The following is a 23355-nucleotide window of genomic DNA, read 5'->3' as shown; positions in this document are numbered from 1 at the left end:
CTGCCCACCAGTGTCCCCCATGGGGTCATACGTCCGTGACACGCAGGCCCGCGTGGGCCTTGTAGCGGCGGTTCACGGAGATCAGGTTGGCCACGAGGGACTCGACCTGGTGGGCGTTGCGCAACCGTCCGGCGAAGATGCCGCGCATGCCGGGGATGCGGCCGGCCAGCGCCTGGACGATCTCCACGTCCGCCCGCTCCTCGCCGAGGACCATGACGTCGGTGTCGATCTCCGCGATCTCGGGGTCCTGGAGCAGCACGGCCGACAGGTGGTGGAAGGCGGCGGCGACCCGCGAGTCCGGCAGCAGGGCGGCGGCCTGCTGGGCGGCGCTGCCCTCCTCGGGCTTCAGCGCGTAGGCGCCCTGCTTGTCGAAGCCGAGCGGGTTGACGCAGTCGACGACGAGCTTGCCCGCCAGTTCCTCGCGCAGCGCCTGAAGTGTCTTGCCGTGGCCCTCCCACGGCACCGCGACGATCACGACGTCGCTGCGCCGGGCGCACTCGGCGTTGTCCGCGCCCTCGACGCCGTGCCCCAGTTCCCCGGCGGCGGCCTGGGCGCGCTCGGCGGCGCGCGAGCCGATGATCACCTTCTGGCCGGCCCGGGCGAGCCGGTAGGCGAGGCCCTTGCCCTGCGGCCCGGTCCCGCCGAGCACACCGACGACCAGCCCGGAGACGTCGGGCAGGTCCCAGGGGTCCTTGGCGGGGGCCTTCGCGGGCTGCTTCTCAGCAGCAGCACTGTCCGTAGAGGTCATGGGCCAGACTCTACGTCCGCCCCCACCGGCCCGCGGGCTCAGGTGAGGCGCGTCACGGGCAGCCGCCGGAAGGCGATCCGTTCGTACGCCCCGAAGTCGCCTGTCTCGTACAGGAGTCCGACCGTGGCGTCGTCCACGCGGACGAGGTCGGAGTAGGCGGCGGGGAGTCCGTCGATCGTGTGGGCGTCGCGCCAGGTGGTGCCGTGGTCGGTGGAGGCGCGGACGGTCATCAGGCCGCGGCCGCCGGGGAGGGCGGGACCGGAGAACAGCAGCACGTCGGGCTCGCCGAGGTGCAGGAGAGCGGCCTGGCAGACGGGTCCGGCGAGGCCCGCCTGCGGACGGAAGGGCCGCCGCAGAGTCCTCCCGCCGTCCCCGGAGTGGGCGTCGGCACGGTTGCCGGGGGACGGCGAGTCGTTGCGGGTGTTGAAGTAGACGCGGCCGTCGGGGAGTTCGGCGGCGGTGGTCTCGTTGGCGTTGATGTAGCCGTTGGTGTTCTGCTCCAGGTAGCCCAGGTACCAGCTCTCGCCGCGGTCGTCGCTGAGCAGGCAGTGGCCGCTGTTGTACTTCGCCTCGTCACCGACGTCCGTGCCGGTCGGCGGGAGGGTGTGGTTGCCGGGGACGACGACCCGCCCGGTGCCGAGCTGGAGGCCGTGTCCGGGGGTGGTGGCGTACCAGCGCCAACCGGGCTGCTTGACCTGTTCGGTGATCTCCCTGGGCGCCGACCACGTCAGGCCGTCGTCGTCGCTGTGCTGCACCCACACTCTTCTGCCGTCGGCCTCGCTCACCTCGCCGCGCAGGATGAGGCGTTCGGAGGCGGACGCGGCGGAGCGGACGTGGACGAGGAGGACGCGGCCGGTGTCGAGGACGACGGGTGCGGGGTTGCCGGCCAGGTCGGTGCCGTTGTCGGCGGCGACCTGGAGCGGGCCCCAGGTGCGGCCGCCGTCGGTGGAGCGCTTCAGCACGATGTCGATGTGGCCCCAGTCCTTCGCGGAGTCGGCCCGGCCCTCGCAGAAGGCGAGGAGCGTGCCTTCGTGCGTGCGGACGACGGCCGGGATCCGGTAACTGGCGTACCCCTCGTGGCCGGCGCGGAAGGGGACGGTGGCTGCGGACATGGACGGCTCTCCTCTTGCTTCGCCTTGCTCGGCCGGTGCGCTTCGCCCTACTGCTTCCCCGTTCGCCCCGCCGGTGATCTCCGGTGCGGGGCGAACATGCGGCCCCGTGCCCAGCCTGGGGGAATTCGCGGTGAACTCAGGGCCAAGGGTGACCGGTTACGGCAGGATGCCGTGGCATGGATGCCGTACGGGTCGCGCTGCTGCGCGAAGTGCTCGCCGGAACCGAGTGGTTGGGGGCCACGCGCAGGTTCGCCGGGGTGCTGCGGGGGTCCGTGGTGTCGCACGGGGGCGGGCTGCTGCTGGTCGGCACGCGGGAGTACGAGCCGTGGCATCTGGCCGCGCACCTCGTGGACGAGGCGGCGTGGTCCGGCACGCCGGAGCTGGCGCCGACGCTCGTACGCCATGACGCACGCCCCTCGGACCCGGCGCACCTCGCGGTCGGCCTGGGACGGATCGAGGCGGCCCGGCGGGGCGAGACGCTGCTGGTGGTGTCGCCGGAGGGGCCCGGCGACACCCTGCTGGAGCGGGTGCACGACGCGCGGCGGGCCGGGGCGACGGTGCTGGCGCTGGGCGCCGCCGAGGGGGATCTGGCGACGATGGCGCACGACGCGCTGGCCGTCGGGGCGGAGTCGGAGCTCGACCTGGACACCGTGCAGCACCTGGTGAGCGCGGCGGCGGGCGAGAACGCGCTGCCGGCGGTGCGCGGCCGGCGGCGGTTCCGGGACCGCCTGTCGCGCCTGGCCGACGAACTGACCTCCCCGCCGCCGCCCCGCTGGTGACCGGCCCGGGCCCGCCACGGCCCGGCCCCTGCCCGGTCCGCAGGCTGGGTCGCGGGGTTGATCACCAACTTCGGCAGCTTCCTGACCTTCGTGGCTGATGACGTACGACGTGCGGACGGACGAGCACGCGACGCGACTGCGCGACCAGCGCGCAGCCGCGTCGACGGCGGCCTGATCAGTCCTCGTCGCGCTCCCCGCGCCCCACGGTGTCGTGCCACCGCGGGTCGTTCTCCCATTCGAGGTTCCGCTCGCGGGCCGTCTCCATCGCGTGTTCGGCCTCCGCGCGGCTGGTGTACGGGCCGAAGCGGTCCTTGTTGGGGCACTCCGGCCCCTCCTCGACCTTCTTGTGTTCCAGGCAGTAGTACCACTCGCCCGGTTTGCCGACGGTGCGCTTCTTGAACAGGGCCATGACCGGCTCCTTTCGCCAGGGGACATGGTCTCGTATGCCCGCTGGTTAGACTCGCTGGCATGTCTGGCCAGTCGCTGCTCGTACCAGGGGAGCTGTCTCCCACCCGTTCCGTGCCCGGAAACATCCGGCGGCCCGAGTACGTCGGCAGGCCCGCGCCGACGCCGTACACCGGACCGGAGGTGCAGACGCCGGAGACCGTGGAGGCGATGCGGACCGCGGGGCGGATCGCCGCGCGGGCGATGGCCGAGGCGGCGAAGGCGATCGCGCCGGGCGTGACGACGGACGAGCTGGACCGGGTCGCTCACGAGTTCCTGTGCGACCACGGCGCCTATCCCTCCACGCTCGGTTACCGGGGCTTCCCGAAGTCCCTGTGCACCTCCGTCAACGAGGTGATCTGTCACGGCATCCCCGACTCGACGGTCCTGCGGGACGGCGACATCGTCAACCTGGACGTGACCGCGTACATCGGCGGGGTCCACGGTGACAACAACGCCACGTACCTGGTCGGCGACGTCGACGAGGAGAGCCGGCTGCTCGTCGAGCGCACCCGGGAGTCGTTGAACCGGGCGATCAAGGCCGTCCGGCCGGGCCGGCAGATCAACGTCATCGGCCGGGTCATCGAGTCGTACGCCAAGCGCTTCGGCTACGGCGTGGTCCGCGACTTCACCGGACACGGCATCAACTCGTCGTTCCACTCCGGTCTGATCGTCCCGCACTACGACGCGCCGCACGCGACCACCGTGATGCAGCCCGGCATGACCTTCACCATCGAGCCGATGCTGACGCTCGGGACGCACGAGTACGACATGTGGGACGACGACTGGACGGTCGTCACGAAGGACCGCAGGCGCACGGCGCAGTTCGAGCACACGCTGGTCGTGACGGACTCCGGCGCGGAGATCCTCACGCTGCCGTAGGCCCCGCTCCCGTGCAGGCCCGCACTCTTCCGAGGGCGGGCCTCTTTCGTGTGCGGGCGGGTGTGCGGCCGGTGAGGATGAGGGGTACAAAGTTACCGACAGGACGTCGGAAAGGCCGTTGACTTAGGTAAGCCTAACCATAGAAGCTGGGCTCATGGACTCCTTCTCGACCCTCATCCGCACCGCTTCCCAGGAGCAGCACGTGGAGGCGGAGACCTCGACGTTCATGAGCGATCTGCTGGGCGGCCGGTTGGGGGTGGACGCGTACGCGCGCTACACCGAGCAACTGTGGTTCGTGTACGAGGCACTGGAGGCCGGCGCGGACCGGCTCGCCTCGGACCCGGTGGCGGGCCCCTTCGTCCAGCCGGGGCTGTTCCGGCTGCCCGCCCTGGAGCGGGACCTCGCACATCTGCGGGGCGCAGGCTGGCGGGCGACGCTCACCGCCCTGCCCGCCACGCGGGCGTACGCGGACCGGGTCGCGCGGTGCGCGCGCGAGTGGCCCGCGGGCTATGTGGCCCACCACTACACCCGCTACCTCGGCGACCTGTCCGGCGGTCAGATCATCCGCGACAAGGCCGAACGGACGTGGGGCTTCGCGAAGAAGGGCGACGGCGTCCGGTTCTACGTCTTCGAGGAGATCGGCAACCCGGCGGCGTTCAAGCGGGGTTACCGGGAACTGCTGGACGCGATCGACGCGGACGAGCTGGAGCGGCAGCGGGTCGTGGCCGAGTGCAAAGAGGCCTTCGCGCTGAACACCGCCGTGTTCCGGGCGCTGGGCGAGGAGTTCCCGCTGTCCGCCTGAGCGGGGCCGCGGCAACGGAGCGGGTCCCTCTCGCGTCGTGCGAGAGGGACCCGGGGCCGGCTCGGGACGGAGCCCGGCGTGCCTGGCGTGTGCCGCTCAGAAGTCGAAGACCCCGTTGTGGCAGACCGCGCCCGCGAACTCGATGTCGGCGGTCTCCGCGTCGACGGAGCCCGCGTACGGGCTGCACGGAACGGTCTCGTCGGTCGCGACCCGGGGGTCGAGGGCGGTGGCCGTCGCGGCGCCGGTGGCGGTCAGGGCGGCGGCCAGGAAGGTCGCGGCCAGGGCAGATCGGATGCGCATGGGGCTCCTCTCGCGATGCTGAGTGGTCACGCCCATCGGTCCCCGCTCACCACACCGCGCACACGCTGTTCCACCCGTACGGGCGCTCAGCGCTCCAGCAGGACCCGGCCCCCGATCTCCACCCAGCCCCCCGGCTGAGGCGCCGTCAGGATCTGGGAACCGGCGCCCTGCGCGATGTTCAGGGCCCGGTCCAGCCGGGCCGTCAGCAGCAGGGCGGCGGCGCCGGTCGCCTCGTCCTCCTCGATGCCGTCGCCCCGGCCGGGAAAGCCGCGCGCCCGTACCCGGCCCGCCGCCTCGTCCTCCCACGCCCAGGCGTACAGCCAGTCCCCCGGCGGCGGTACGGGCAGGTCGTCGACCTCGGCTGCGGTGGCGTACCGGCGCAGGGTGCGCGGCTCCGGCCACTGCGGGCGCGCCTCGATCCAGCTGAACTCCCCGTCCTGCCGGGCCCCCACCACCCCGGCGGGCGTGACCAGCTCGGGCACGTCGAGCAGCCAGGCCGCGCCGACGCACGGGTGCCCGGCGAACGGCAGGCGCGCGCCGGGCGTGTAGATGTCGATGACGCCGCGCTCGGGGTCGTCCACGAACACGGTCTCGCTGAACCCGAGCTTCGCCGCGAACGCCTGCCGTTCGCTCCGCCCGGGAATGACCGAACCGTCGCGGACGACGCCCAGTTCGTTCCCGTATCCGCCGCTGGCCGCGCAGAAGACACGCAGCACGTCGTAGTCAGTCACTCCGGCATTCAAACACCACCGGCACGCCGGGACCGCCCCCGTCCTCGAGCCACCGACCGCCGCCCTCGACCTCAAGACCTCAAGCACCAGGAACTGGGGCCGCGGCCGTGCCGGGAGCGGGCGGGGGCCGGTGACGCCGTCGTGGTCGTACTGCACGACCTGGGCCTCGCCGCCGCCCGCGCGCACCGCGTCGCCGTGCCGCACGCGGGCCGGATCGCGGCCGACGGGCCCCCGCCGGAGATGTTCGGCGAGCGACTGCTGTCCGAGGTCTACGACCAGCCCGTCGAGGTGCTCCCGCACCCTCGCACCGGAGCGGTTCTGGTGGCCCCCCGCCGTGATCTGTGAAGTCCAGGTCACGGTGTGGCCGCTGTACCCGGAACCGGCCGCCCGCACGCCGGGGTGCCCCGGTAGGGTTCGCCTCCGGAAAGGGGAAGGTGGAAAGGACCCGATGAGCAGGGATCGCGGCCCTCGCAGGCTTCGCAGGCTGGACCGGAGTGCGCTCATGGCCGCTTCGCTGACCGCTTTGTCGTTGACGGCGAGCGGATGCGTGGTGGTGCACGGGGAGCGGGAGGTGCTGCCGGGCGCGACCCAGGACGAGGCGGCCGAGGCGCTCCAGGAGTTCACGAGCGCGTACAACAAGGCGGACAAGTCGTACGACAGTTCGCTCGACGCCGACCACGTCACCGGGCCGCTGGCCGCCATCGACGAGGCGCGGCTGAAGGCGGGCCACGTCAACAACCCGGGCGGCAACCCGAACCACGCCCCGCTGGAGTTCAGCGACGTCACGTACACGATCCCGAAGAAAGCGGGCTGGCCGCGCTGGTTCCTCGCGGACGCCAAGGCCAACCGGGGCGGGGACGCGCGCTGGCTGCTGGTGTTCACCCGGGACGGGCTGGAGGAGGAGTGGGAGGTGTCCTATCTGACGCTCGTGGCGCCCGGGAAGGTGCCGGAGTTCAAGAAGGACAAGGACGGCTGGGCCGAGGCCCTGCCCGTCGACTCCGCCGAATTCGCCGTGAACCCGGCCCGGTTGAGCAAGGACTACGTCGCGTACCTCCAGAACGGCGGCGACGGCTTCGCGCCCGGCGCGCACACCAGCCAGTGGCGCCAGGACCGGGAGAAGAACGAGGAGCGGCCGGGTCTGGTCACCCAGTACCTCGACGAGCCGCTGACCGAGGGCGACTACGCCCCGGTCGCGCTGCGCACCGCGGACGGTGGGGCGCTGGTGTTCTTCACCACGCACCACTACGAGAAGCAGACCGCCGCGGCGGGCACGTCGGTTCCGGAGCCGAGCGAGGACGTGGAGGCGCTGACCACCGGCGAGATCAAGCAGTCGCTGACGATGGAGTTCGTCTCCAACCAGGTGGCGCTGGACCCGAGGAAGGGATCCGGCGCGGACCAGGACCAGGTGACCGTGCTGGGCCGTATCCAGGGGCTGACGTCCGCGAAGGGCGAGTAGCCCTTCCGGAACCTGAACCGGTGTCGGAGCCTTGGCCAGGGCTCAGTGGCGCAGGGGCCAGGCCGCGCTCGTGTGGTCGGCCTCCGTGCCCGCGTGCCGGGCGCAGGCGTCCGTGAGCGACTCCAGCAGGGTCAGCGGGTCGGGCAGCGGGTGCTCGGGACCGCGCAGCCAGCGCACGGACTGGTCGTCACCGGGGAGCCGGGCCGGGGGCACGAGGACGTAGGAGCCGCGGCAGTGCCAGCGCAGGCCGGGATGCTCGTCCATCGTCTCGGGGTGGCAGTCCAGTTCGCACGGCCACCACTCGTCCTCCTCCTCGGGCGTGCCGCGGGTGAGGGTGAAGAACAGCATGCGGCCGTCGTCGCTGGTGGCGACCGGGCCGACCTCCACACCGGAGGCGAGCAGCCGGTCCAGGGCCTCGCGGCCGGCCGCCAGCGGCACGTCGAGGACGTCGTGCGTCATGCCGGTCGCGGTGATGAAGTTGGCCTGCGGCTGGTGGCGGGCCCAGCGCTCGATCTGGGCACGGTCGGTGGTGGACTGCGTCTGCCAGGCGAACGACACCGGGTGCCGGGCGGGAGTGGGACAGCCGACGCGGTCGCAGGAACAGCGGTAGTCGGGTGCCGGATACGCGGCGGGCGCCAGGGGCAGTCCCGCGGCGGCGGCGGCGAGCAGCTGGGCCTCCCGGCCGCCGTCGTCGGCGGTCTCCTTGGGGCGGCGTCCGCGCAGCCACTGGGAGAGTTTGCCCTGCCGGCCGGAGCGGCCGCCGAACTCCGCGCTCATCTATCCCCTCGCCTCGCCTGTGGAACGGTCACCATGCCCCATGGTCCCACCATCCTGCGCCCTGGGAGGCCGTAGTCCCCAACCGGGGCCGGGGGTACGAGACATACTCCACACCCGGAATCACGGACAGCCACGGTGGATCACATGCGGTCACCGGGGCGCGAGGCCGTGCAGCGCGTAGTCGACGAGGGTGTCGGTGTACTCGTAGGAGATGGGGCCGGTGCGCTGCAGCCAGCGCTGGGCCAGCGGGGAGACGAAGAGTTCCAGCGCGATGCGCGGGTCGATGCCGGGGCGGACCTGGCCGGCGTCCTGCGCCGCGCGCAGTCGCCGCACGTACAACTGGAGCTGCGGTTCGAGGAGCTGGGCGACGAACTGCCGCCCGAGCGCCTCGTTGACGACGCCCTCGGCGGCCAGGGCGCGGGACGGGGCTTCGAACTTGGGGTCGAGGAGTTCGTCGACGGTGGCGCGCAGGACGTACTTGAGGTCGGCGGCGAGGTGGCCGGTGTCCGGGATGGCGTACTCGGCGGCCGGTTGCGCTCCCTGCTCGGCTCCCTGTGCGGCGCCCCGTTCGGCGGCCTGTTCCGCCGCCTGCTCGCCGAGGTCGAGGAAGGCCTCCAGGAGTACGTCCGCCTTGGACGGCCACCAGCGGTAGATCGTCTGCTTGCCCACGCCGGCGCGGGCGGCGATGCCCTCGATGGTGGTCTTCGCGTAGCCGACCTCCGCGACGAGTGCGAGGGCGGCGCCATAGATCGCGCGGCGAGACCTCTCGCTGCGGCGGGTGGAGTCAGGGGCGGGCTTCTTGACCATGCGACGAATCTATCAGGTTGACAAGACGGTGCGTCTCGTTGCAGCCTGGTGAAGGTCAGAGGCGAGACGATACGTCTCGTCCCTGCTGATGGACGGACAGGAATGTCAGCGACGTACAGGGAGGCAGAGCATGACCCGAGGTGGAGCCGGAAACATGCTGGGGGTCGGCGGCACGCGCCGGAAGCTCGGCCGCAAGGCCCTGCGCGGCGGCAACCGGGGCGGCCGCGTCGGCGGCCCCGACGCCCAGGCCCAGAAACGGGAACTGCTGCGCAAGTTCCAGGAGAAGAACGCGGGACGGTAGGTCTCGGTGCCGCGTCACAGGGGCCAGGGGTCGCCCCAGCCGGCGTCGCGCGCGGCCTTGTAGAGGTCGCCGTGACGCTTGGTGACCGTCGTGCGGCGCAGGGCGGGCCCGCTCGCGTCGGGGCCTTCGCACAGGTCCAGCAGCACCTGGCCCTTGCGGATCTGCGGCTTCCGTACGACGCGGGCGGCGGCCGGAGCGGGGCGGAAGCGGGTCGCGGCGACGTAGCTGAACTTCTCGTCCTCGTAGGCGAGGGAGCCGCCCTTGACCTGGCGGTGCAGGGAGGAGCGGCTGACCCGGGCCGAGAAGTGGCACCAGTCGGTGCCGGGGACGATCGGGCAGGCGGCGCTGTGCGGGCACGGGGCGGCGATGTGGAAGCCGGCGCCGATCAGCCGGTCGCGGGCCTCGATGACGCGGGCGTAGCCGTCGGGGGTGCCGGGTTCGACGATCACCACGGCCTGGGCGGCGGAGGCGACGGCGTCGACGAGGGCGGTGCGGTCGGGGGCGGTGAGCTCGTTGAGGACGTAGGAGACGGTGACGAGATCGGTGCTCTCCATGGTGAGCGCCGATCCGATACGGGAGCGCTGCCAGCGGGTGTCCCGCAGCGCCGGATTGGCCGCCGCGATCTCCCGGCCCAGCGCCAGCGCGGGCTCGGCCCAGTCGAGCACGGTGACCGGGCGTGTGCCCTCCCAGGTGGCGGTGACGGCCCAGGTTGCCGCGCCCGTACCGCCCCCGACGTCCACGTGCCCGCCCGGCTCCCAGTCCGGCGCGGCGTCCGCGAGCGCCTCCAGCGCCGCGGAGACCGCCTCGAAGGTGGCCGGCATCCGGTACGCCGCGTACGCGACCACGTCCGCCCGGTCCCGCAGGATCGGCGCGTCGGTCGGGGTGGCCCCCCGGTAGTTCGCGATCAGCCGTTCCACGGCCTGCGCGGCCTGCTTGGGCGGCAGCCCGTCGAGGAGCCCGGCGAGGGCGGCGCGGAGGGTGTCGGAGGCGGGCAGGGGGGCGTTCACCGTGCGATTCTCTCAGGTCGCCGGCGCGCTCATACTCCCCGTACCGCCCAGGCCATCCGCGACCCCGCCCGGGCCCGTGGCCGACTGTCGGGCGCCCGGCGCCGCGGATGGACCGTGTTGGCCAGCAGGACCAGGAAGGTGTCCGTCGCCCGGTCCACCACCAGGGACGTTCCCGTGAAGCCGGTGTGGCCCGCCGCGCCCCTGCCCGCCAGCTCGCCCATGAACCACGACTGGTCCATCGCGAAGCCCAGCCCGGGCGGCGTCAGCATCAGGTCCACGTAGTCCGGGCCCAGGATGCGCGCCGGCCCGTACGAGCCGCCCGCCAGTAGCGCGCGGCAGAAGACCGCCAGGTCCCGGGCCGTCGAGAACAGCCCCGCGTGCCCGGCGACCCCGCCCAGCGCCCAGGCGTTCTCGTCGTGGACCTCGCCCCGCAGCATCCCCCGGTCCGCCTTCGCCCACGGGCGGCGCTGGTCCTCCGTCGCCGCCGCGTCCGGGCACGGGCCGAAGCGGGTCGACGTCATGCCCAGGGGCCGGGTGATGCCGTCGCGGATCAGGACGTCCAGGGGGTGGCCGGTGACGCGTTCGAGGACGTACTGGAGCAGGAGCAGGTTCAGGTCGGAGTAGCGGTACTCGCCCGGCGGGCCGTCCGGGGCCTCCGCGCGGAGCAGGGCCAGGCGTTCCGCGGCCGTCGCGCACTCGTACAGCGGCAGTTCGGGGCGCAGCCCCGAGGTGTGGGTGAGGAGGGCGCGGACCGTGATGCCGTGCCGGGCGGCCGCCCGGAACTCGGGGAGGTACGCGCCGACCTGCCCGTCGATGCCCAGCGTGCGGCGCTCGATCTGCTGCACCGCGGCGACGGCCGTGAACAGCTTGGTGAGCGAGGCCAGGTCGAAGACGGTGTCGCCGGTCATCGGCACACGCGCGGAGCGCGGCAGTTCCACGCCCGCGTCCGTCTCCGGGTCGTACGCCGCGTACCGCACCGCGTGGCCCGCCGCCTCGTGCACCGCGAGCACCGGCCCCCGCCCGGCGGCCACGACGACTCCCGGTGCCCACGGGCGTTCCCCGGTGGTCAGCTGCCGGACCTCGCGGACCAGGGCACGGAGTTCGCCGGCGTCGAGGCCGGCCCGTTCCGGGGCACCGGTACGCAGTTTGGGTGCGCTCAGCTCTCTTCTCCCAAGCTCTCGGACGCGCTCGCCGAGCGGAGGGTTCCCCCACCCTCCCAGTCCGCACGGTTGTTCCAGGGACGGCACATTCCCACGTAGCAGCCGACCGCTACCAACGCGGCGGCCAGTTGGACGACGGCCATGGGGACGGCGGTGTGCTCACCGGCGACCCCGACGAGCGGGGAGGCGATCGCGCCGATGAGGAAGGAGGACGTGCCGAGCAGCGCGGACGCGGACCCGGCCGCGTGCCGTACCCGCATCAGGGCCAGCGCCTGGGTGTTGGGCAGGGTGATGCCCATCGCGCTCATCAGCACGAACATCGCGCCGGCCACCGGCGCGAGCCCCACCTCGCCGAAGACGCCCACCGACATCAGCAGCAGCGCGGTCGCGGCCAGCACGACGATGCCGAGGCCGACGGCCAGCACCTTGTCCAGGCGGACCCGGCCGACCAGCACCTTGCCGTTGATCTGCCCGGCGACGACCAGTCCGATCGAGTTGAGGCCGAACAGCAGGCTGAACGTCTGCGGGGAGGCGCCGTAGATCTCCTGGACGACGAACGGCGAGGCCGCGATATACGCGAACAGCGCCGCGAAGGCGAAGCCGCCGGCGAGCATGAAGCCGGTGAACGGCAGGTCGGCCAGCAGGCGGCGCATGGTGTGCAGGGCCTCGCCGACGCCGCCGCTGTGCCGCTCCTCGGTGGGCAGGGTCTCCGGGAGCCGGAACCACACCACCGCCGCGAGCACCGCCCCGACCACGGCGAGCAGCACGAACACACCCCGCCAGTCCGTCACCCGCAGCATCTGCCCGCCGATCAGCGGCGCCACGATCGGGGCGACGCCGGAGATCAGCATCAGGGTGGAGAAGAAGCGGGCCATCGCCATGCCGTCGTACAGATCGCGCACGACCGCCCGGGCGATCACGATCCCGGCCGCGCCCGCGAGCCCCTGCGCCAGCCGGAAGGCGACCAGCGTCCCGACAGTGGGCGCCAGGGCGCACAGCACGGTGGCGACGACGTAGACGGCGAGTCCGGCGAGCAGCGGGCGGCGGCGGCCCCAGCGGTCGCTCATCGGACCGACGATCAGCTGGCCGAAGGCCATGCCGGCCAGGCAGGCCGTGAGGGTGAGCTGCACGGTCGCGGCGGGCGCGTGCAGCGAGCGGGTGACCTCCGGCAGCGCCGGGAGGTACATGTCCATGGCCAGCGGCGGGGTGGCGGTCAGGCCGCCGAGGACGAGCGTGACGAGCAGACCGGTGCGGCGCGGTGCACGGACGGGCGGCCGCGTGCGGGGCGCGGCCGCCTGTGACAGGTCCGGTATCGGTGCCCCCTCGGGCATGTGCCCCTCCCTCTCCGAGCAGTCCGGTCCCTATGCTCTCAGTTCGAACACGGTGCCTGCTGACATCGAACGAGAACGAACGAGAACGAACGAGAACGAGGGCGGGGCGGGAATGGGCGCGGAGAGCGTGCGGTGGGGAATTCTGGCGACGGGCGGGATCGCGGCGGCGTTCACGGCGGATCTGGTGGATCTGCCGGACGCCGAGGTGGTGGCGGTGGCGTCACGGACCGCGGAGGCGGCGAAGGCGTTCGCGGAGCGGTTCGGGATTCCCCGGGCGTACGGGGACTGGGAGGCGCTGGCGCACGACGAGGACGTTGATGTGGTGTACGTCGCCACTCCGCACGCGGCGCACCGGACGGCCGCCGGTCTGGCCCTGGCGGCGGGGCGGAACGTGCTGCTGGAGAAGCCGTTCACGCTGAACGTGCGCCAGGCGGAGGAGCTGGTCGCGCTGGCGCGCGAGCGGGATCGCTTCCTGATGGAGGCGATGTGGATGTACTGCAGTCCGCTGGTGCGGCGGCTGAAGGCGCTGGTGGACGACGGGGCGATCGGTGAAGTGCGCAGTGTGCAGGCGGACTTCGGGCTGTCCGGGCCGTTCCCGCCCTCGCACCGGCTGCGGGATCCGCGGCAGGGCGGGGGTGCGCTGCTGGACCTCGGTGTGTACCCGGTGTCGTTCGCGCATCTGCTGCTCGGGGAGCCGTCGGACATCGCGGCGAGAGCGGTGCTCTCCGAGGAGGGCGTCGATCTCCAGACGGGTGCGCTGCTCTCCTGGGAGAGCGGTGCTCTCGCCTCGGTGCACTGCTCCATCGTCGGAGGTACGCCCGTCACGGCCTCGGTAACGGGCACCCAGGGCCGGATCGACATCCCGCACGGCTTCTTCAACCCGGAGCGTTTCGTCCTGCACCGCGACGGCCGGGACCCCGAGGAGTTCGCCCACGACCCGGCCGCCGGCGCCGCGCACAACAGCCTCCAGCACGAGGCCCGCGAGGTGATGCGCGCCCTGCGCGCCGGCGAGACCGAGTCCCCGCTGGTCCCGCTCGACGGCACCCTCGCCGTGATGCGGACGCTCGACGCGATCCGGGACCGCATCGGCGTCCGCTACCCGGGCGAGGCCCCCGAAGCGGACCCCACGGCGGAACTCACACCTGCCTGAGCCCCTGCTCCCCCACCTCCGTGACGAAGGACGCGGCCGTCGTGACCGGCGCCCCCGGCGTGGTCACGTACGGCACCGTCCGGAAGTCGGCCCGTGCCTGCTCCCGGTCGAGCGCGACCGTCACATAGCCGCGCCGCCCGTTGTAGAACCTCATGTGCGGGTTGGCGGTCATGTACGTGTCCCAGTTGGCGGGCTTGTCCGCGCCGTCCCGGCCGCTGGCTATCGAGGTGGCGACGATCTCGGTGCCCAGCGTGCGCGAGGCCGGGTCGTCGAAGTCGTCCTTGATGTCGAAGGCGTAGCCGACGTGGACGTCGCCGGTGAGCACCATCAGGTTCTCGACGCCGGCGGCCCGCGCGCCGTCCAGCACCCGGCGGCGGGAGGCGCGGTAGCCGTCCCAGGCGTCCATCGACACCCGCGAGGGCTCGGTCAGGTCGAACTTCCGCTGGGAGAAGGTGACCTGCTGCGGTACGACGTTCCACAGCGCCCGCGAGCGGCGCCAGCCGTCGAGCAGCCAGCGCTCCTGCGTCGCGCCGGTCATGGTGCGCGCCGGGTCGTCGACCTCGGGGCCGGGCACGTCGGAGCCGTCGCCGTAGGCCTGGTCGGAGCGGTACTGCCGGGTGTCGAGCACGTCGAACTGGGCGAGCCGGCCCCACTGCAGCCGCCGGTAGAGCCGCATGTCCGGGCCCTCGGGGCGCTGGGGCAGGCGCAGCGGCTGGTTCTCCCAGTAGGCGCGGTAGGCGGAGGCGCGGCGCAGCAGGAACTCCTCCGGCGGGACGGAGTTCTCGGGGGTGTCGCCGGCGTAGTTGTTCTCGGTCTCGTGGTCGTCCCAGGTGACGACGAAGGGGTGCGCGGCGTGGGCGGCGCGCAGGTCGGGGTCGGACTTGTAGAGGGCGTACCGCAGCCGGTAGTCCTCCAGCGTCACCGTCTCCCGGTTGAACAGGTCGGGCAGGGTCCGGTCGGTGTAGTTGCGCTGGCCGCCCACCGCGTTGACGGCATACTCGTACAGGTAGTCACCGAGGTGGAAGACCACGTCGACGTCGTCCTGGGCGAGATGGCCGTACGCCGTGAAGTAGCCGTCGTGGTACGCCTGGCAGGAGACGGCGGCCAGGGTGAGGCCAAAGACCCGGTCGGAGGGGGCGGGCGCCGTGCGGGTGCGGCCGGCCGGGCTGATCCAGCGGCCGACGCGGAAGCGGTAGTGGTAGAGACGGCCGGGCTCCAGGTGGCCCACCTCCACGTGCACGGTGTGGTGGAACTCGGGGTGCGCGGTAGTGGTGCCGCGTCTGACGGGGCGGCGGAAGTGCTCGTCGCGGGCGAGTTCCCAGTGCACGGTGACGCGTTCGGCGGGCAGGCCGCTGTCGGCCTGGAAGGGGACGGGGGCCAGCCGGGTCCACAGCAGGACCGAGGTGGGCTGGGGGTCGCCGGAGGCGACGCCGAGGGTGAAGGGGTCGTCCTTGATCTGCGCGGCGTCGAGTTCGGCGGCGCCGGCGACGCCCGCGGTGGGCAGGTTGACCGCGAAGGCGAGCGCGGCGGCGGCGCCGGTGGTGGTGAGGAAGCGGCGACGGCCGATGTGCCTGGCGGCGGCGCGTAGTTCGGGGGTGTGGTGGGGCTGACTGGCTGGGGGTGTCATCCGGTTCTCCCCTGACGATCCTGCGAGTGGGTGCAGGTGGCATTGGAGTGGCCCGGGACGACGGAGGATTGGCGCGTACACAACACTCGCATGGCGGGCTCATGAGTTCCGGATGGCGGACCGTCTCCTACCCTTCAGGGCTATGAATGCCAAGCAAACTGCCGAACAGCAGTCCAGGATCGCGGTCGTGACCGGTGCGGGCTCCGGGGTCGGCCGCGCGGTCACGGAGGAGCTGCTGCGCGCCGGCTGGTCGGTCGCGCTGGCCGGCCGCCGCGAGGAGACGCTCCGGGAGACGGCGGCGCGGGTGCCCGAGGGCGCCTGTCTCGCCGTCCGCACCGACGTGTCGCGGGAGGAGGAGGTGAACGCGCTGTTCGCGGCGACCGTCGAGCGGTTCGGGCGGGTGGACCTGCTGTTCAACAACGCGGGGACGTTCGGGCCCGGCGGGGTGCCGGTCGAGGAACTGGCGTACGACGCCTGGCGCCACGTGGTGGACACCAACCTCAACGGGGCGTTCCTGTGCGCGCGGGCGGCGTACCGGCAGATGAAGGAGCAGGACCCGCAGGGCGGCCGGATCATCAACAACGGCTCGATCTCGGCGCACGCGCCCCGCCCGCGCTCCGTCGCCTACACCGCCACCAAGCACGCGCTGACCGGCCTGACCAAGGCGCTGTCGCTGGACGGGCGGCCGTACCGGATCGCGGTCGGGCAGATCGACATCGGCAACGCGGCGACCGACATGACGAAGGCCATGGAGCACGGCGCTCCGCAGGCGAACGGCGAGGTGGCGCCGGAGCCGGTGATGGACGTCGCCGACGTGGCGCGCACGGTGCGGCACATGGCGGAGCTGCCGCTGGAGGCGAACGTGCAGTTCGCGACGGTGCTGGCGACGACGATGCCGTACATCGGGCGCGGCTGAACGTCGAGCGGAAAGGGTGAACGGAGAGTCGAGCGGAAAGGGTGAACGGTCAACCTGCACAAGCGGAGTTCGACCGTCCGCCCCATTGTTGCCGGTGGGGAGCTTATGCTCGACACTCCTCCACAGGAACTTCACACAAGGGCTTCACACTTGGAGCGTCGAGCTCCCGTCAGCCACATCTCTGGGGGAGGGGCGGCAGCCGTTCCACGGCGACCGGAGGGGGGACCTCGCGAGGGACCGCGAGGTACGAACCGGTCGGCCGTGGCACGGCTGCCGCGTTCACGGCGCCACCGGCCCGGCGCTCACCGGCCCAGGATGACGTCGATCTCCGCCAACTGCCCTGCGGTGAGCGGCCCCTTGGCGAGCGCGCCCGCGTTCTCCTCGGCCTGGGCGACGGTGCGGAAGCCGGGGATCGGGACCGTGCACGCGGCGCGCGCCCAGATCCAGGCGAGGGAGCCCTGCGCGAGGGTGCGGCCGTCGCTGGTCAGGACCTGCCGCAGCGCGTCGACCTGGCGTGTCCACTCCGGGTCGGCGCCCCTGCCGGACGCGAACCCCGGCAGCCAGGCGGGCGGCGCGCTGCGGATGTCCCCCGTTTCGAGGGGCTGCCCGGCGGCCCGCTTCCCGGTCAGCAGTCCCATCGCCAACGGACTGCGGTTGACGCCGGCGAGCCCCGACTCCGCGCAGAGCGCGAGCATCTCGGGCGCGTCCTGGAGGACGTTGAGGCGGTGCTGTACGGCGGCACAGTGCGCCCCCTCGGCGAAGACGGCGGCGCGGGCGGGGTCGTCGGTGCTCCACCCGTAGGCCCGGACAAGCCCCTCCCGCACGAACTCCTCGCACGCCTCCCGCAGTTCGGCCGCCCGCTCCGGGTCCGCGTCGGACAGGTGCAGCTGGTACAGGTCGACGTGGTCGGTGTCCAGGCGGCGCAGGGAGGCGGTCAGTGCGCGGCGCGCGTACGCCGGGGAGTCGTCGCTGCCGGTGAGGGTGCGGGTGTCCGCGTCGAAGACGTTGCCCCACTTGGTGGCGACGACGACATCGGCGCGGCGCTTGCCGAGGGCACGGCCGAGGACGCGTTCGCTGTGGCCGGCGCCGTAGGTGTCGGCGGTGTCGAAGAAGGTGACGCCGAGGTCGAGGGCGCGCCGGATCGCCCGCACGGACTCCTCGTCGTCGACCTTGCCCCAGCCCAGCGGCTGCCCGGAGGTGTCCTGCCACTCACCGCCGACAGCCCAGCAGCCGAAGCCGAGAGCACTGATCTCGATGCCGCTGCGTCCGAGTGTTCTGGTGTTCTTCATAGTCCCGTGAGGCTAAGGGTTGAAGCGCGCTTCAACACAAGGCGCGTGACAGAAGGCACCGAGCGCCGAGCCAGGTGTCCCGCTCAGGCCTGCCCGGTCTCGAAGCGGCTGATCCTGCCGTCGTCGTCGACGCTGAAGGTCCACCGCGTGCGCATCTCGCCCCACGTGTCGTTGCGGTACCGGGCGACGAGGGCGCGGCCGCCGCTGGACTCGTTGTCGACCTCCATATGACCGTGGGAGGAGAAGATCTCCCGGTCGATCCAGTCGTCGAGGTCACGGTCCGTGCCGTCGTCGGCCATGGTGGCGCCGGGTGCGAGGAGGGTCATGAAGCCCTCGCGGTCGTGGGAGTTGACGGCCGCGACGAACGCGCGGACCGCCGGGTCGCTCAACTTGGCCGTCTGAATCGTCATGCCAGCCACCCTCACACCGCCCCCGGCACCCCGCCACCCGAACGGCTGCCCGGGAGAGCCGGGTGGGTGGCGGGCTGCGACGGTGGAGTGGAGGCCACTTCTGCACCGGGAGACATCGTGACGTGCTACGACCGACGTGATCTGGGTCTGCTCCTGCTGAGGCTGGGCACCGGCGGGGTGCTGGCCGCCCACGGCGCGCAGAAGCTGTTCGGCTGGTTCGGCGGGGCCGGCATCGAGGGGACGGGGCAGTTCATGGAGTCCGTCGGGTACCGGCCCGGCAGACTCAACGCCACGGCGTCGGGGCTCGCGGAGTGCGGCGGCGGGACCCTGCTGGCGCTGGGGCTGGCCACGCCGGCGGCCGGAGCGGCGGCGGCCGGCGGGATGGCGGGCGCGTCCGCGGTGCACCTCCCCAACGGCTTCTTCAACGCGGAGGGCGGCTTCGAGTACGCCGCCAGCCTCGGCATGGCCGCGACCGGCCTCGCCGTCGCCGGCCCCGGCCGCCTCTCCCTGGACCACCTCCTCGGCGACCGCCTGAACCGCGGCTGGATGGTCCCGGCGGCCCTCGGTGTGGTGGCCGCCGGTGCGGCGGTGGTCGTGGGGACGCGGAACAAGCGGGTGCGGCAGGAGGCCCAACTGAGCGGCCAGGAGGCGTTGTTCGAGGAATAGCGTCCGCCCGCCAGGGTCGGCGACCCCCTCCGCCCGCTACGGGTCGACGACCCCCGCGTCATGGGCGATCAGTCCCGCCTGGGTGCGGTTGACGCAGCCCAGCTTGTCCAGCGTGCGGGAGACACAGCCCTTGACCGTGGCCTCGGAGAGGTGGAGGCGGACCGCGATCCGCGCGTTGGACAGCCCTGCGCCCGGGCCCGCCAGGACCTGGGTCTCGCGTTCGGTGAGGGAGGCGACAAGGTCCCGGGCGCGGTCACGGGCCGACGGAGTGTCCGTGGAGGCGGCGACGAGCCGGCGGGCGGCGGAGGGCGAGAGGACCGTGTGGCCCCGCGCGGCCGAGCGGACCAGGCCGATGAGTTCCTCCGGCGGGGTGGACTCGACCAGGAAGCCGGTCGCGCCGGCCCGCAGGGCGCGCAGCACGTACTGGTCGGCGTCGAAGGTCGTCAGGACCGGGCCGCTGCGGCTGTCGGTCGTACGCGTAAGGATGTCCGGCGACGCGTTCACCGTGCCGGCCACCACCACGGTCGACCGCACCGAGTTCGGCGTCACCGGCTCCCGGCTGATGACCGGACGCCTGCTGGAGCTGACGCTGGACGTCACCTGCGTCCGGGCCGACCCGAACGGCCCGGCGCGCGCCGGGGGTTGACCGAGCCGGGAGCCGCCCGCCCGCGCGCGCCGTCCGGCGGCGCCCTCCGCCTGCGGTGGCGAGCCGGGAGGGCCCGGGGCACGCTGGGAAGCAGGTATGAGCGTCGCGGCGGGCCTCCTGTGCGGTGGGCCCCCGCGCGCCCCCGAGGAGGCGGGTCGGACATGACGGAGACGACCGGTGCGGCGGTACGCACCAGCGAAACCGGCACGAACGCGCACGGCGGCGGGTCCCTCGCCCCCGGAAGCCGGGGCAGGACCACCATCGCGGACGACGTGGTGGCGAAGATCGCCGGGATGGCGGCGCGCGAGGTGCCCGGCATCCACGCCCTCGGCGGCGGCCTCGCCCGCACCATGGGCGCGATGCGCGAGCGGGTCCCGGGCCGGCGGGCCGGCGTCACCAGCGGCGTCAAGGTCGAGGTCGGTGAACGGCAGAGCGCCGTCGATCTCGACGTCGTCGTGGAGTACGGGCTGTCCATCACCGAGATCGCCGCCGACGTGCGCGAGAACGTCATCACGTCGATCGAGCGGATGACCGGCCTGGAGGTCGTCGAGGTCAACATCGCGGTCGACGACGTCCACCTCCCGGACGAGGAGGACGAGGGCGAGGAGCCCGCGGCGGGACGGGTGCGGTAGCTCTCCGGAGCCATCCGACGTCCTCCGAGGGCCTCCGACGTCCCCCGGGGGTGCCTCAGACGAGTCGGCCGCGCAGACCGCAGATCCAGGACAAGGCGCCGTATACACCGCGGAAGTAATCGCGGTTGCCCGCCGGGGCGGTGGGGTCCTCCAGCCGTACGACGGTGGCGTCGACCTCCGCCGTCAACAGGTGCAGGTCGGGAACGTCGCGGCCGCCCACCCCCGTGATCGGCGAGCGGACCGTCCGCCCCAGCGCCCACTCCAGGGCGACCGCCTCCCCCGCGGAGAACTGCGCACTGCCCCCGTGCCGGGCCACCAGCCCCCTGAGCGCCGAGTCGACCTCACCGTACGTACGGATGCCGACCCGCCGCTCCGGTCGCGTCCTTCCCACCACCCGCTCCATGGCATCCTCCTCGCCTCTGACCGTCACCGGGCACCTCACCCCGCGTATCCTGTGTTCGTCTTCCCGGAGTACCGCGGGTCGAACGCGGGGGCACCCCGCTTCGGGCTCACGGGCGAGGATTGGTCCGCTGCCACCGCGGACGCGCGTCACCGCCCCGGCGCCCGGCGACGGAGGCGCAGCGCGGGCACTGCCGCCGCACCTCGTCCGCGGCCCCGCCCGACTCCGGGAGGGTGTCCGGCCAGGCGACGTGCGGAAAGCGGATCAGCCGGGAACGGCTGAGGGACAGCCCGCACACGGTCTGGTTCTGACCGGCTTCCCAGGCGTGCACCTCACCGGCGGGCAGCCGACGGCGACCCTCCTCCTCGTCGGTCCACTGCCCGGAAGCGGCGACGGCGTAGCGCTTGGCGCGTGCCATGACGTACGGACCCCGGCTCAGCCGGCCGGGTGCTCGACGCGCAGCCGCACCTGCTCCTCCAGGCGCCACAGGCTGGCGTCCAGGGCGTCGCGCACGGCCTCCTCGCCCGGGTCGTGGCTGTCGTCGAAGAACGACAGGTGCACCGTCACCTCGCTGGCCCCGGCACCGATCCCGGCGACCTGGAGCCAGCCGGCGTAGCTCCCCTGCTCGCGGGTGCCCCATTCGAGCCGCATCTGCTCACGCCGGGCTTGCAGCAGGGCGGCGGTGTCCTCGTCGGTGCGGTCCTCGTGCACGGTGACGGCGGGCAGGTCCACGGCCTCCACATGCAACTCGGCCGGCATCCAGCTTTCCAGCCGCCCGACGTCGGCGGCTTCCTCGAAGACCTGCTCGGGCTGAGCGGGCATCGTGCGGGAACGTTCGTACTCGGTCATGGCGGTACCGTCCTCGGCGCGGTGTCGTACGACGCGGAGGCACCGGGTACCCGCCGACCCTGCCGGCGAATCGGATCACCAGATCACCGAAAGCGCGCTCACCCGTTAGTCCTGTCAGGACCACCGGGAGGGACGACCGACATGATCAGCACGACCAGGGGCCTCGAGTGACCGACGTACTCCCCCGCGACGAATGGATCAGGACCCAGCCACAGGCACTCATCGCCGCCTGCGTCCTGCTCTTCGACCACACCGGCCGCATCCTGCTCCTGCGCTACGCCCCCACCCAGCCGGCGGCCGGCGTCTGGTGGCTCCCCGGCGGCATGCTCGACCACGGGGAGGACCCCCTGACCGCGGCGCACCGGGAAACCCACGAGGAAACCGGCATCACCCTCGCCGCGGCGCCCACCCTGATCGGCATCGACCACCGGGCGAACGTGGGCGGCACGGGCCCGGTCCTGGACTGCTACTTCCACGGCGGCACCGTCCCGCCGGGCACGCCCGTCACCCTGAGCCCCGAACACGACGCCCACGCCTTCACGGCCCCCGAGGACCTGCCCCTGACCCTTCCCCCCACCCACGTACGCACCCTGACGGCACTACGGGCGGCCGCCGCGTCAGGAACGGTGGTCTGTTTACGGGAGGGAGAGCCGAGGTGACACCGGCCGGGGAAGGGCCCTTCTCCGGCGCAGTCCGTGAACAGCCCGTACAAACCGCTGTGGTCAGTCGCGGCGAAGGCCAGGTACCGCACCATGGGGTCGTCCGGCCGGCCGACCGTGTGGGGGCCTTCCTCCCGGTACGGCAGATGCCGCACAGGAGGGATCCCATGCTTCCTCGGCAACAGCCAGGCTGTTTCCTGTCCTTGCGGGGGCCCGGTTCCGGGTTCGGGTGTCCAGTCGAAGTCACCGGGGCGGAGGAAGCATCCGGTAGGAGCGCGGAGCGTGCTGCTCCAGCCACTTCTCGATCCCCGCCCAGGCGCCCGCCACGGCGTGCTCCTGCTGCTGATCGCCCGTCGGCTTGGGAGGGTTCGGCGTCCACTCACCCGCCGGAGAGCGACAGACGAGCCGAGCTGTACGCCGGGTTCTGTTCCCCGGTTCCCTCGCGGGGGCCGGGGCGACGGCCATCCATCTAGGACCGGCGTTGCCGCCGGTCTCGTGCGGTCTACCCGCGGACTCGGGCGGGCAGCCCTCGAACGTCCGCGCAGGGACACCGGGGTGTCCCCTTTTGACCTTGCTCCGGGTGGGGTTTACCTAGCTGCCCAGGTCACCCTGGGCACTGGTGGTCTCTTACACCACCGTTTCACCCTTACCGAGGACCGAGGTCCCCGGCGGTCTGCTTTCTGTGGCACTGTCCCGCGGGTCACCCCGGGTGGCCGTTAGCCACCACCCTGCCCTGTGGAGCCCGGACGTTCCTCGGGGAGATCCACAAGAACCTCCACGCGGCCGCCCGCCCGGCTCGTCTGCCGTGTCGACCATGGTACCGGGCGAGAGGTCAGAGGAAGTCCACGGTCTCCAGCTCGAAGGCGAAGGGTGCGGGGAGGGTGAGCGGTTTGCCGAGGGGGCGGGTGAGGTGCTCGCGGTAGTCGCCCCTCTCCGGCGTGCTGAACAGGGTGATCGCGGAGTCGCTGCGGTCGACCAGAAGGTAGAGCGGGATGCCGCCGCGGGCGTAGCAGCGGCGCTTGGTCTCGCGGTCGGCCCTGGGCTTGGTGGACGTGACCTCCAGGGCCATGGCGACGCCGTCGCAGGGCATCCAGGGGTCGGCTCCCCGGAAAAGGCGCAGTTCTCGGGGGACGATCGTGCCGTCCGGGATCACGTGGTCCTGCGCGTAGCCTTCCGCGTTTCGCAGCCTCAGGCCCTTGTTTCCGGAGAAGTGGATCTCCGCCCCTGATCGCCGGTGCATCTGGCCCACGATGCGGCTGATGCAGTGTTCATGGTGCCCGTCGGGCACGGGTGTGACGACAAGCTCCCCCTCGATGAGTTCCGCCCTGAGCCCCTCAGGGGTCTCCAGGTCCACGAACCAGCCCAGCAGGATCTCCTGCGTGATCGGATCCATTGCCACCGTGACGACGTCCTCCTCCTTCGGTCGTCCGCCAGCGTGGGGCAGCGGCTGATCACCGCACGGGGGATCCCGGAC

At 72.6% G+C, this 23355-nt stretch carries 28 protein-coding genes, 1 other RNA gene and 2 pseudogenes; 12 read left to right on the top strand and 19 right to left on the bottom strand.

Annotated features, from left to right (window positions below):
- Positions 1-25: 25 nt before the first annotated feature.
- Together npdG and ACFV6X_RS13560 are read right to left on the bottom strand one after the other, a co-directional pair.
- Positions 26-748 carry an NADPH-dependent F420 reductase gene (npdG, locus tag ACFV6X_RS13565; protein WP_385382084.1) on the bottom strand — a complete coding sequence of 241 codons (723 nt, stop codon included), beginning with the start codon at positions 746-748 and terminating at the stop codon, positions 26-28.
- A 38-nt stretch (positions 749-786) separates the two neighbouring features.
- Positions 787-1860: an exo-alpha-sialidase gene (locus ACFV6X_RS13560; RefSeq protein WP_385382081.1), complete on the bottom strand. Its 1074-nt coding sequence runs from the start codon at positions 1858-1860 to the stop codon at positions 787-789.
- Positions 1861-2036: 176 nt separating this feature from the next.
- Here ACFV6X_RS13560 and ACFV6X_RS13555 point away from each other — a divergent pair, with 176 nt between their 5' ends.
- Positions 2037-2639: a hypothetical protein gene (locus tag ACFV6X_RS13555; RefSeq protein ID WP_385382078.1), complete on the top strand. Its 603-nt coding sequence runs from the start codon at positions 2037-2039 to the stop codon at positions 2637-2639.
- A 175-nt stretch (positions 2640-2814) separates the two neighbouring features.
- Here ACFV6X_RS13555 and ACFV6X_RS13550 read toward each other — a convergent pair whose 3' ends face one another.
- On the bottom strand, positions 2815-3048 hold the full coding sequence (locus ACFV6X_RS13550; RefSeq protein ID WP_365448070.1) for a hypothetical protein: 234 nt from the start codon (positions 3046-3048) through the stop codon (positions 2815-2817).
- A gap of 59 nt (positions 3049-3107) precedes the next feature.
- On the opposite strand from ACFV6X_RS13550, the gene map reads away from it, so the two are divergent.
- Positions 3108-3965, top strand: a complete 858-nt coding sequence (gene map, locus ACFV6X_RS13545) for a type I methionyl aminopeptidase (RefSeq protein ID WP_385382071.1) — start codon at positions 3108-3110, stop codon at positions 3963-3965.
- 154 nt (positions 3966-4119) lie between these two features.
- On the top strand, positions 4120-4767 hold the full coding sequence (locus ACFV6X_RS13540; RefSeq protein ID WP_385382068.1) for a heme oxygenase (biliverdin-producing): 648 nt from the start codon (positions 4120-4122) through the stop codon (positions 4765-4767).
- Between the two features lie 96 nt (positions 4768-4863).
- On the opposite strand, the gene ACFV6X_RS13535 is transcribed toward ACFV6X_RS13540, so the two are convergent.
- Together ACFV6X_RS13535 and ACFV6X_RS13530 are read right to left on the bottom strand one after the other, a co-directional pair.
- The gene (locus tag ACFV6X_RS13535; RefSeq protein ID WP_365448076.1) at positions 4864-5067 is read right to left on the bottom strand and encodes a hypothetical protein; all 204 of its coding nucleotides are present in this window, start codon (positions 5065-5067) and stop codon (positions 4864-4866) included.
- Between the two features lie 86 nt (positions 5068-5153).
- Entirely contained in the window at positions 5154-5798 is a 645-nt protein-coding gene (locus ACFV6X_RS13530) for a PhzF family phenazine biosynthesis protein (protein WP_385382065.1), read from the bottom strand.
- A 75-nt stretch (positions 5799-5873) separates the two neighbouring features.
- On the opposite strand from ACFV6X_RS13530, the pseudogene ACFV6X_RS13525 reads away from it, so the two are divergent.
- Together ACFV6X_RS13525 and ACFV6X_RS13520 are read left to right on the top strand one after the other, a co-directional pair.
- A pseudogene (locus ACFV6X_RS13525) lies at positions 5874-6143 on the top strand (hemin ABC transporter ATP-binding protein); the annotation flags it as partial.
- A 103-nt stretch (positions 6144-6246) separates the two neighbouring features.
- Positions 6247-7254, top strand: coding sequence for a hypothetical protein (locus ACFV6X_RS13520; RefSeq protein ID WP_385382062.1), 1008 nt, complete (start codon positions 6247-6249; stop codon positions 7252-7254).
- A gap of 42 nt (positions 7255-7296) precedes the next feature.
- On the opposite strand, the gene ACFV6X_RS13515 is transcribed toward ACFV6X_RS13520, so the two are convergent.
- Entirely contained in the window at positions 7297-8031 is a 735-nt protein-coding gene (locus tag ACFV6X_RS13515; RefSeq protein WP_385382061.1) for a bifunctional DNA primase/polymerase, read from the bottom strand.
- A gap of 150 nt (positions 8032-8181) precedes the next feature.
- The gene (locus tag ACFV6X_RS13510; protein ID WP_385382058.1) at positions 8182-8838 is read right to left on the bottom strand and encodes a TetR/AcrR family transcriptional regulator; all 657 of its coding nucleotides are present in this window, start codon (positions 8836-8838) and stop codon (positions 8182-8184) included.
- A 130-nt stretch (positions 8839-8968) separates the two neighbouring features.
- Between ACFV6X_RS13510 and ACFV6X_RS13505 the strand changes: the two genes are divergently transcribed.
- A complete protein-coding gene (locus tag ACFV6X_RS13505) occupies positions 8969-9139 on the top strand; it encodes a DUF6243 family protein (RefSeq protein ID WP_385382055.1) in 171 nt (56 codons plus the stop codon).
- Between the two features lie 14 nt (positions 9140-9153).
- Here ACFV6X_RS13505 and ACFV6X_RS13500 read toward each other — a convergent pair whose 3' ends face one another.
- The 3 genes from ACFV6X_RS13500 to ACFV6X_RS13490 are packed head-to-tail and all read right to left on the bottom strand — an operon-like array spanning position 9154 to position 12637.
- Positions 9154-10146, bottom strand: coding sequence for a small ribosomal subunit Rsm22 family protein (locus ACFV6X_RS13500; protein WP_385382052.1), 993 nt, complete (start codon positions 10144-10146; stop codon positions 9154-9156).
- Between the two features lie 29 nt (positions 10147-10175).
- A complete protein-coding gene (locus tag ACFV6X_RS13495) occupies positions 10176-11366 on the bottom strand; it encodes a serine hydrolase domain-containing protein (RefSeq protein WP_385382317.1) in 1191 nt (396 codons plus the stop codon).
- The gene (locus ACFV6X_RS13490; protein ID WP_385382049.1) at positions 11303-12637 is read right to left on the bottom strand and encodes a multidrug effflux MFS transporter; all 1335 of its coding nucleotides are present in this window, start codon (positions 12635-12637) and stop codon (positions 11303-11305) included. The genes ACFV6X_RS13495 and ACFV6X_RS13490 overlap by 64 nt, the downstream gene beginning before the upstream one ends.
- 112 nt (positions 12638-12749) lie before the next feature.
- On the opposite strand from ACFV6X_RS13490, the gene ACFV6X_RS13485 reads away from it, so the two are divergent.
- Positions 12750-13787, top strand: a complete 1038-nt coding sequence (locus ACFV6X_RS13485) for a Gfo/Idh/MocA family protein (RefSeq protein WP_385382047.1) — start codon at positions 12750-12752, stop codon at positions 13785-13787.
- Here ACFV6X_RS13485 and ACFV6X_RS13480 read toward each other — a convergent pair.
- Entirely contained in the window at positions 13774-15414 is a 1641-nt protein-coding gene (locus ACFV6X_RS13480) for an alkaline phosphatase D family protein (protein ID WP_385382044.1), read from the bottom strand. The two genes, ACFV6X_RS13485 and ACFV6X_RS13480, sit on opposite strands and share 14 nt — an antisense overlap.
- A gap of 142 nt (positions 15415-15556) precedes the next feature.
- Between ACFV6X_RS13480 and ACFV6X_RS13475 the strand changes: the two genes are divergently transcribed.
- Positions 15557-16330, top strand: coding sequence for an SDR family oxidoreductase (locus tag ACFV6X_RS13475; RefSeq protein ID WP_385382042.1), 774 nt, complete (start codon positions 15557-15559; stop codon positions 16328-16330).
- Between the two features lie 302 nt (positions 16331-16632).
- Here ACFV6X_RS13475 and ACFV6X_RS13470 read toward each other — a convergent pair whose 3' ends face one another.
- Complete coding sequence (locus ACFV6X_RS13470; RefSeq protein WP_385382039.1) at positions 16633-17619, bottom strand: aldo/keto reductase; 987 nt, start codon at positions 17617-17619, stop codon at positions 16633-16635.
- 83 nt (positions 17620-17702) lie between these two features.
- Positions 17703-18029, bottom strand: a complete 327-nt coding sequence (locus tag ACFV6X_RS13465; protein ID WP_385382037.1) for a nuclear transport factor 2 family protein — start codon at positions 18027-18029, stop codon at positions 17703-17705.
- Positions 18030-18146: 117 nt separating this feature from the next.
- Between ACFV6X_RS13465 and ACFV6X_RS13460 the strand changes: the two genes are divergently transcribed.
- On the top strand, positions 18147-18695 hold the full coding sequence (locus ACFV6X_RS13460) for a DoxX family protein (protein ID WP_385382035.1): 549 nt from the start codon (positions 18147-18149) through the stop codon (positions 18693-18695).
- Positions 18696-18731: 36 nt separating this feature from the next.
- Here the strand turns inward: ACFV6X_RS13460 and ACFV6X_RS13455 are convergent.
- Positions 18732-19145: pseudogene (locus ACFV6X_RS13455) on the bottom strand (LuxR C-terminal-related transcriptional regulator); the annotation flags it as partial.
- Between the two features lie 55 nt (positions 19146-19200).
- On the opposite strand from ACFV6X_RS13455, the gene ACFV6X_RS13450 reads away from it, so the two are divergent.
- Positions 19201-19341, top strand: a complete 141-nt coding sequence (locus tag ACFV6X_RS13450; RefSeq protein ID WP_385382032.1) for a hypothetical protein — start codon at positions 19201-19203, stop codon at positions 19339-19341.
- A 161-nt stretch (positions 19342-19502) separates the two neighbouring features.
- Positions 19503-19973, top strand: coding sequence for an Asp23/Gls24 family envelope stress response protein (locus ACFV6X_RS13445; protein ID WP_385382030.1), 471 nt, complete (start codon positions 19503-19505; stop codon positions 19971-19973).
- 55 nt (positions 19974-20028) lie between these two features.
- On the opposite strand, the gene ACFV6X_RS13440 is transcribed toward ACFV6X_RS13445, so the two are convergent.
- The 3 genes from ACFV6X_RS13440 to ACFV6X_RS13430 all read right to left on the bottom strand — a co-directional run bounded on the left by ACFV6X_RS13440 (position 20029) and on the right by ACFV6X_RS13430 (position 21222).
- Positions 20029-20364, bottom strand: a complete 336-nt coding sequence (locus ACFV6X_RS13440; RefSeq protein ID WP_385382027.1) for a hypothetical protein — start codon at positions 20362-20364, stop codon at positions 20029-20031.
- A 118-nt stretch (positions 20365-20482) separates the two neighbouring features.
- Positions 20483-20791, bottom strand: coding sequence for a hypothetical protein (locus ACFV6X_RS13435; protein ID WP_385382024.1), 309 nt, complete (start codon positions 20789-20791; stop codon positions 20483-20485).
- A gap of 17 nt (positions 20792-20808) precedes the next feature.
- On the bottom strand, positions 20809-21222 hold the full coding sequence (locus tag ACFV6X_RS13430; protein ID WP_385382021.1) for an SRPBCC family protein: 414 nt from the start codon (positions 21220-21222) through the stop codon (positions 20809-20811).
- 167 nt (positions 21223-21389) lie between these two features.
- On the opposite strand from ACFV6X_RS13430, the gene ACFV6X_RS13425 reads away from it, so the two are divergent.
- Entirely contained in the window at positions 21390-21881 is a 492-nt protein-coding gene (locus ACFV6X_RS13425) for an NUDIX hydrolase (protein WP_385382018.1), read from the top strand.
- A gap of 397 nt (positions 21882-22278) precedes the next feature.
- Here ACFV6X_RS13425 and rnpB read toward each other — a convergent pair.
- Positions 22279-22680, bottom strand: an RNA gene (gene rnpB / locus ACFV6X_RS13420) — RNase P RNA component class A.
- 33 nt (positions 22681-22713) lie between these two features.
- A complete protein-coding gene (locus ACFV6X_RS13415; RefSeq protein WP_385382015.1) occupies positions 22714-23280 on the bottom strand; it encodes a Uma2 family endonuclease in 567 nt (188 codons plus the stop codon).
- Positions 23281-23355: the final 75 nt, after the last annotated feature.

Origin of the sequence: Streptomyces sp. NPDC059861 (assembly GCF_042731435.1) — a bacterium.
Taxonomy (GTDB): domain Bacteria; phylum Actinomycetota; class Actinomycetes; order Streptomycetales; family Streptomycetaceae; genus Streptomyces.
The sequence above is the reverse complement of the archived record's forward strand: the minus strand, read 5'-3'. Positions and strand labels throughout refer to the sequence as shown.

Coding starts and splice junctions, on each gene's coding strand:
- npdG (WP_385382084.1), bottom strand. CDS start 748: ATGACCTCTACGGACAGTGCTGCTGCTGAGAAGCAGCCCGCGAAGGCC.
- ACFV6X_RS13560 (WP_385382081.1), bottom strand. CDS start 1,860: ATGTCCGCAGCCACCGTCCCCTTCCGCGCCGGCCACGAGGGGTACGCC.
- ACFV6X_RS13555 (WP_385382078.1), top strand. CDS start 2,037: ATGGATGCCGTACGGGTCGCGCTGCTGCGCGAAGTGCTCGCCGGAACC.
- ACFV6X_RS13550 (WP_365448070.1), bottom strand. CDS start 3,048: ATGGCCCTGTTCAAGAAGCGCACCGTCGGCAAACCGGGCGAGTGGTAC.
- map (WP_385382071.1), top strand. CDS start 3,108: ATGTCTGGCCAGTCGCTGCTCGTACCAGGGGAGCTGTCTCCCACCCGT.
- ACFV6X_RS13540 (WP_385382068.1), top strand. CDS start 4,120: ATGGACTCCTTCTCGACCCTCATCCGCACCGCTTCCCAGGAGCAGCAC.
- ACFV6X_RS13535 (WP_365448076.1), bottom strand. CDS start 5,067: ATGCGCATCCGATCTGCCCTGGCCGCGACCTTCCTGGCCGCCGCCCTG.
- ACFV6X_RS13520 (WP_385382062.1), top strand. CDS start 6,247: ATGAGCAGGGATCGCGGCCCTCGCAGGCTTCGCAGGCTGGACCGGAGT.
- ACFV6X_RS13515 (WP_385382061.1), bottom strand. CDS start 8,031: ATGAGCGCGGAGTTCGGCGGCCGCTCCGGCCGGCAGGGCAAACTCTCC.
- ACFV6X_RS13510 (WP_385382058.1), bottom strand. CDS start 8,838: ATGGTCAAGAAGCCCGCCCCTGACTCCACCCGCCGCAGCGAGAGGTCT.
- ACFV6X_RS13505 (WP_385382055.1), top strand. CDS start 8,969: ATGACCCGAGGTGGAGCCGGAAACATGCTGGGGGTCGGCGGCACGCGC.
- ACFV6X_RS13490 (WP_385382049.1), bottom strand. CDS start 12,637: ATGCCCGAGGGGGCACCGATACCGGACCTGTCACAGGCGGCCGCGCCC.
- ACFV6X_RS13485 (WP_385382047.1), top strand. CDS start 12,750: ATGGGCGCGGAGAGCGTGCGGTGGGGAATTCTGGCGACGGGCGGGATC.
- ACFV6X_RS13480 (WP_385382044.1), bottom strand. CDS start 15,414: ATGACACCCCCAGCCAGTCAGCCCCACCACACCCCCGAACTACGCGCC.
- ACFV6X_RS13475 (WP_385382042.1), top strand. CDS start 15,557: ATGAATGCCAAGCAAACTGCCGAACAGCAGTCCAGGATCGCGGTCGTG.
- ACFV6X_RS13470 (WP_385382039.1), bottom strand. CDS start 17,619: ATGAAGAACACCAGAACACTCGGACGCAGCGGCATCGAGATCAGTGCT.
- ACFV6X_RS13465 (WP_385382037.1), bottom strand. CDS start 18,029: ATGACGATTCAGACGGCCAAGTTGAGCGACCCGGCGGTCCGCGCGTTC.
- ACFV6X_RS13445 (WP_385382030.1), top strand. CDS start 19,503: ATGACGGAGACGACCGGTGCGGCGGTACGCACCAGCGAAACCGGCACG.
- ACFV6X_RS13435 (WP_385382024.1), bottom strand. CDS start 20,791: ATGGCACGCGCCAAGCGCTACGCCGTCGCCGCTTCCGGGCAGTGGACC.
- ACFV6X_RS13430 (WP_385382021.1), bottom strand. CDS start 21,222: ATGACCGAGTACGAACGTTCCCGCACGATGCCCGCTCAGCCCGAGCAG.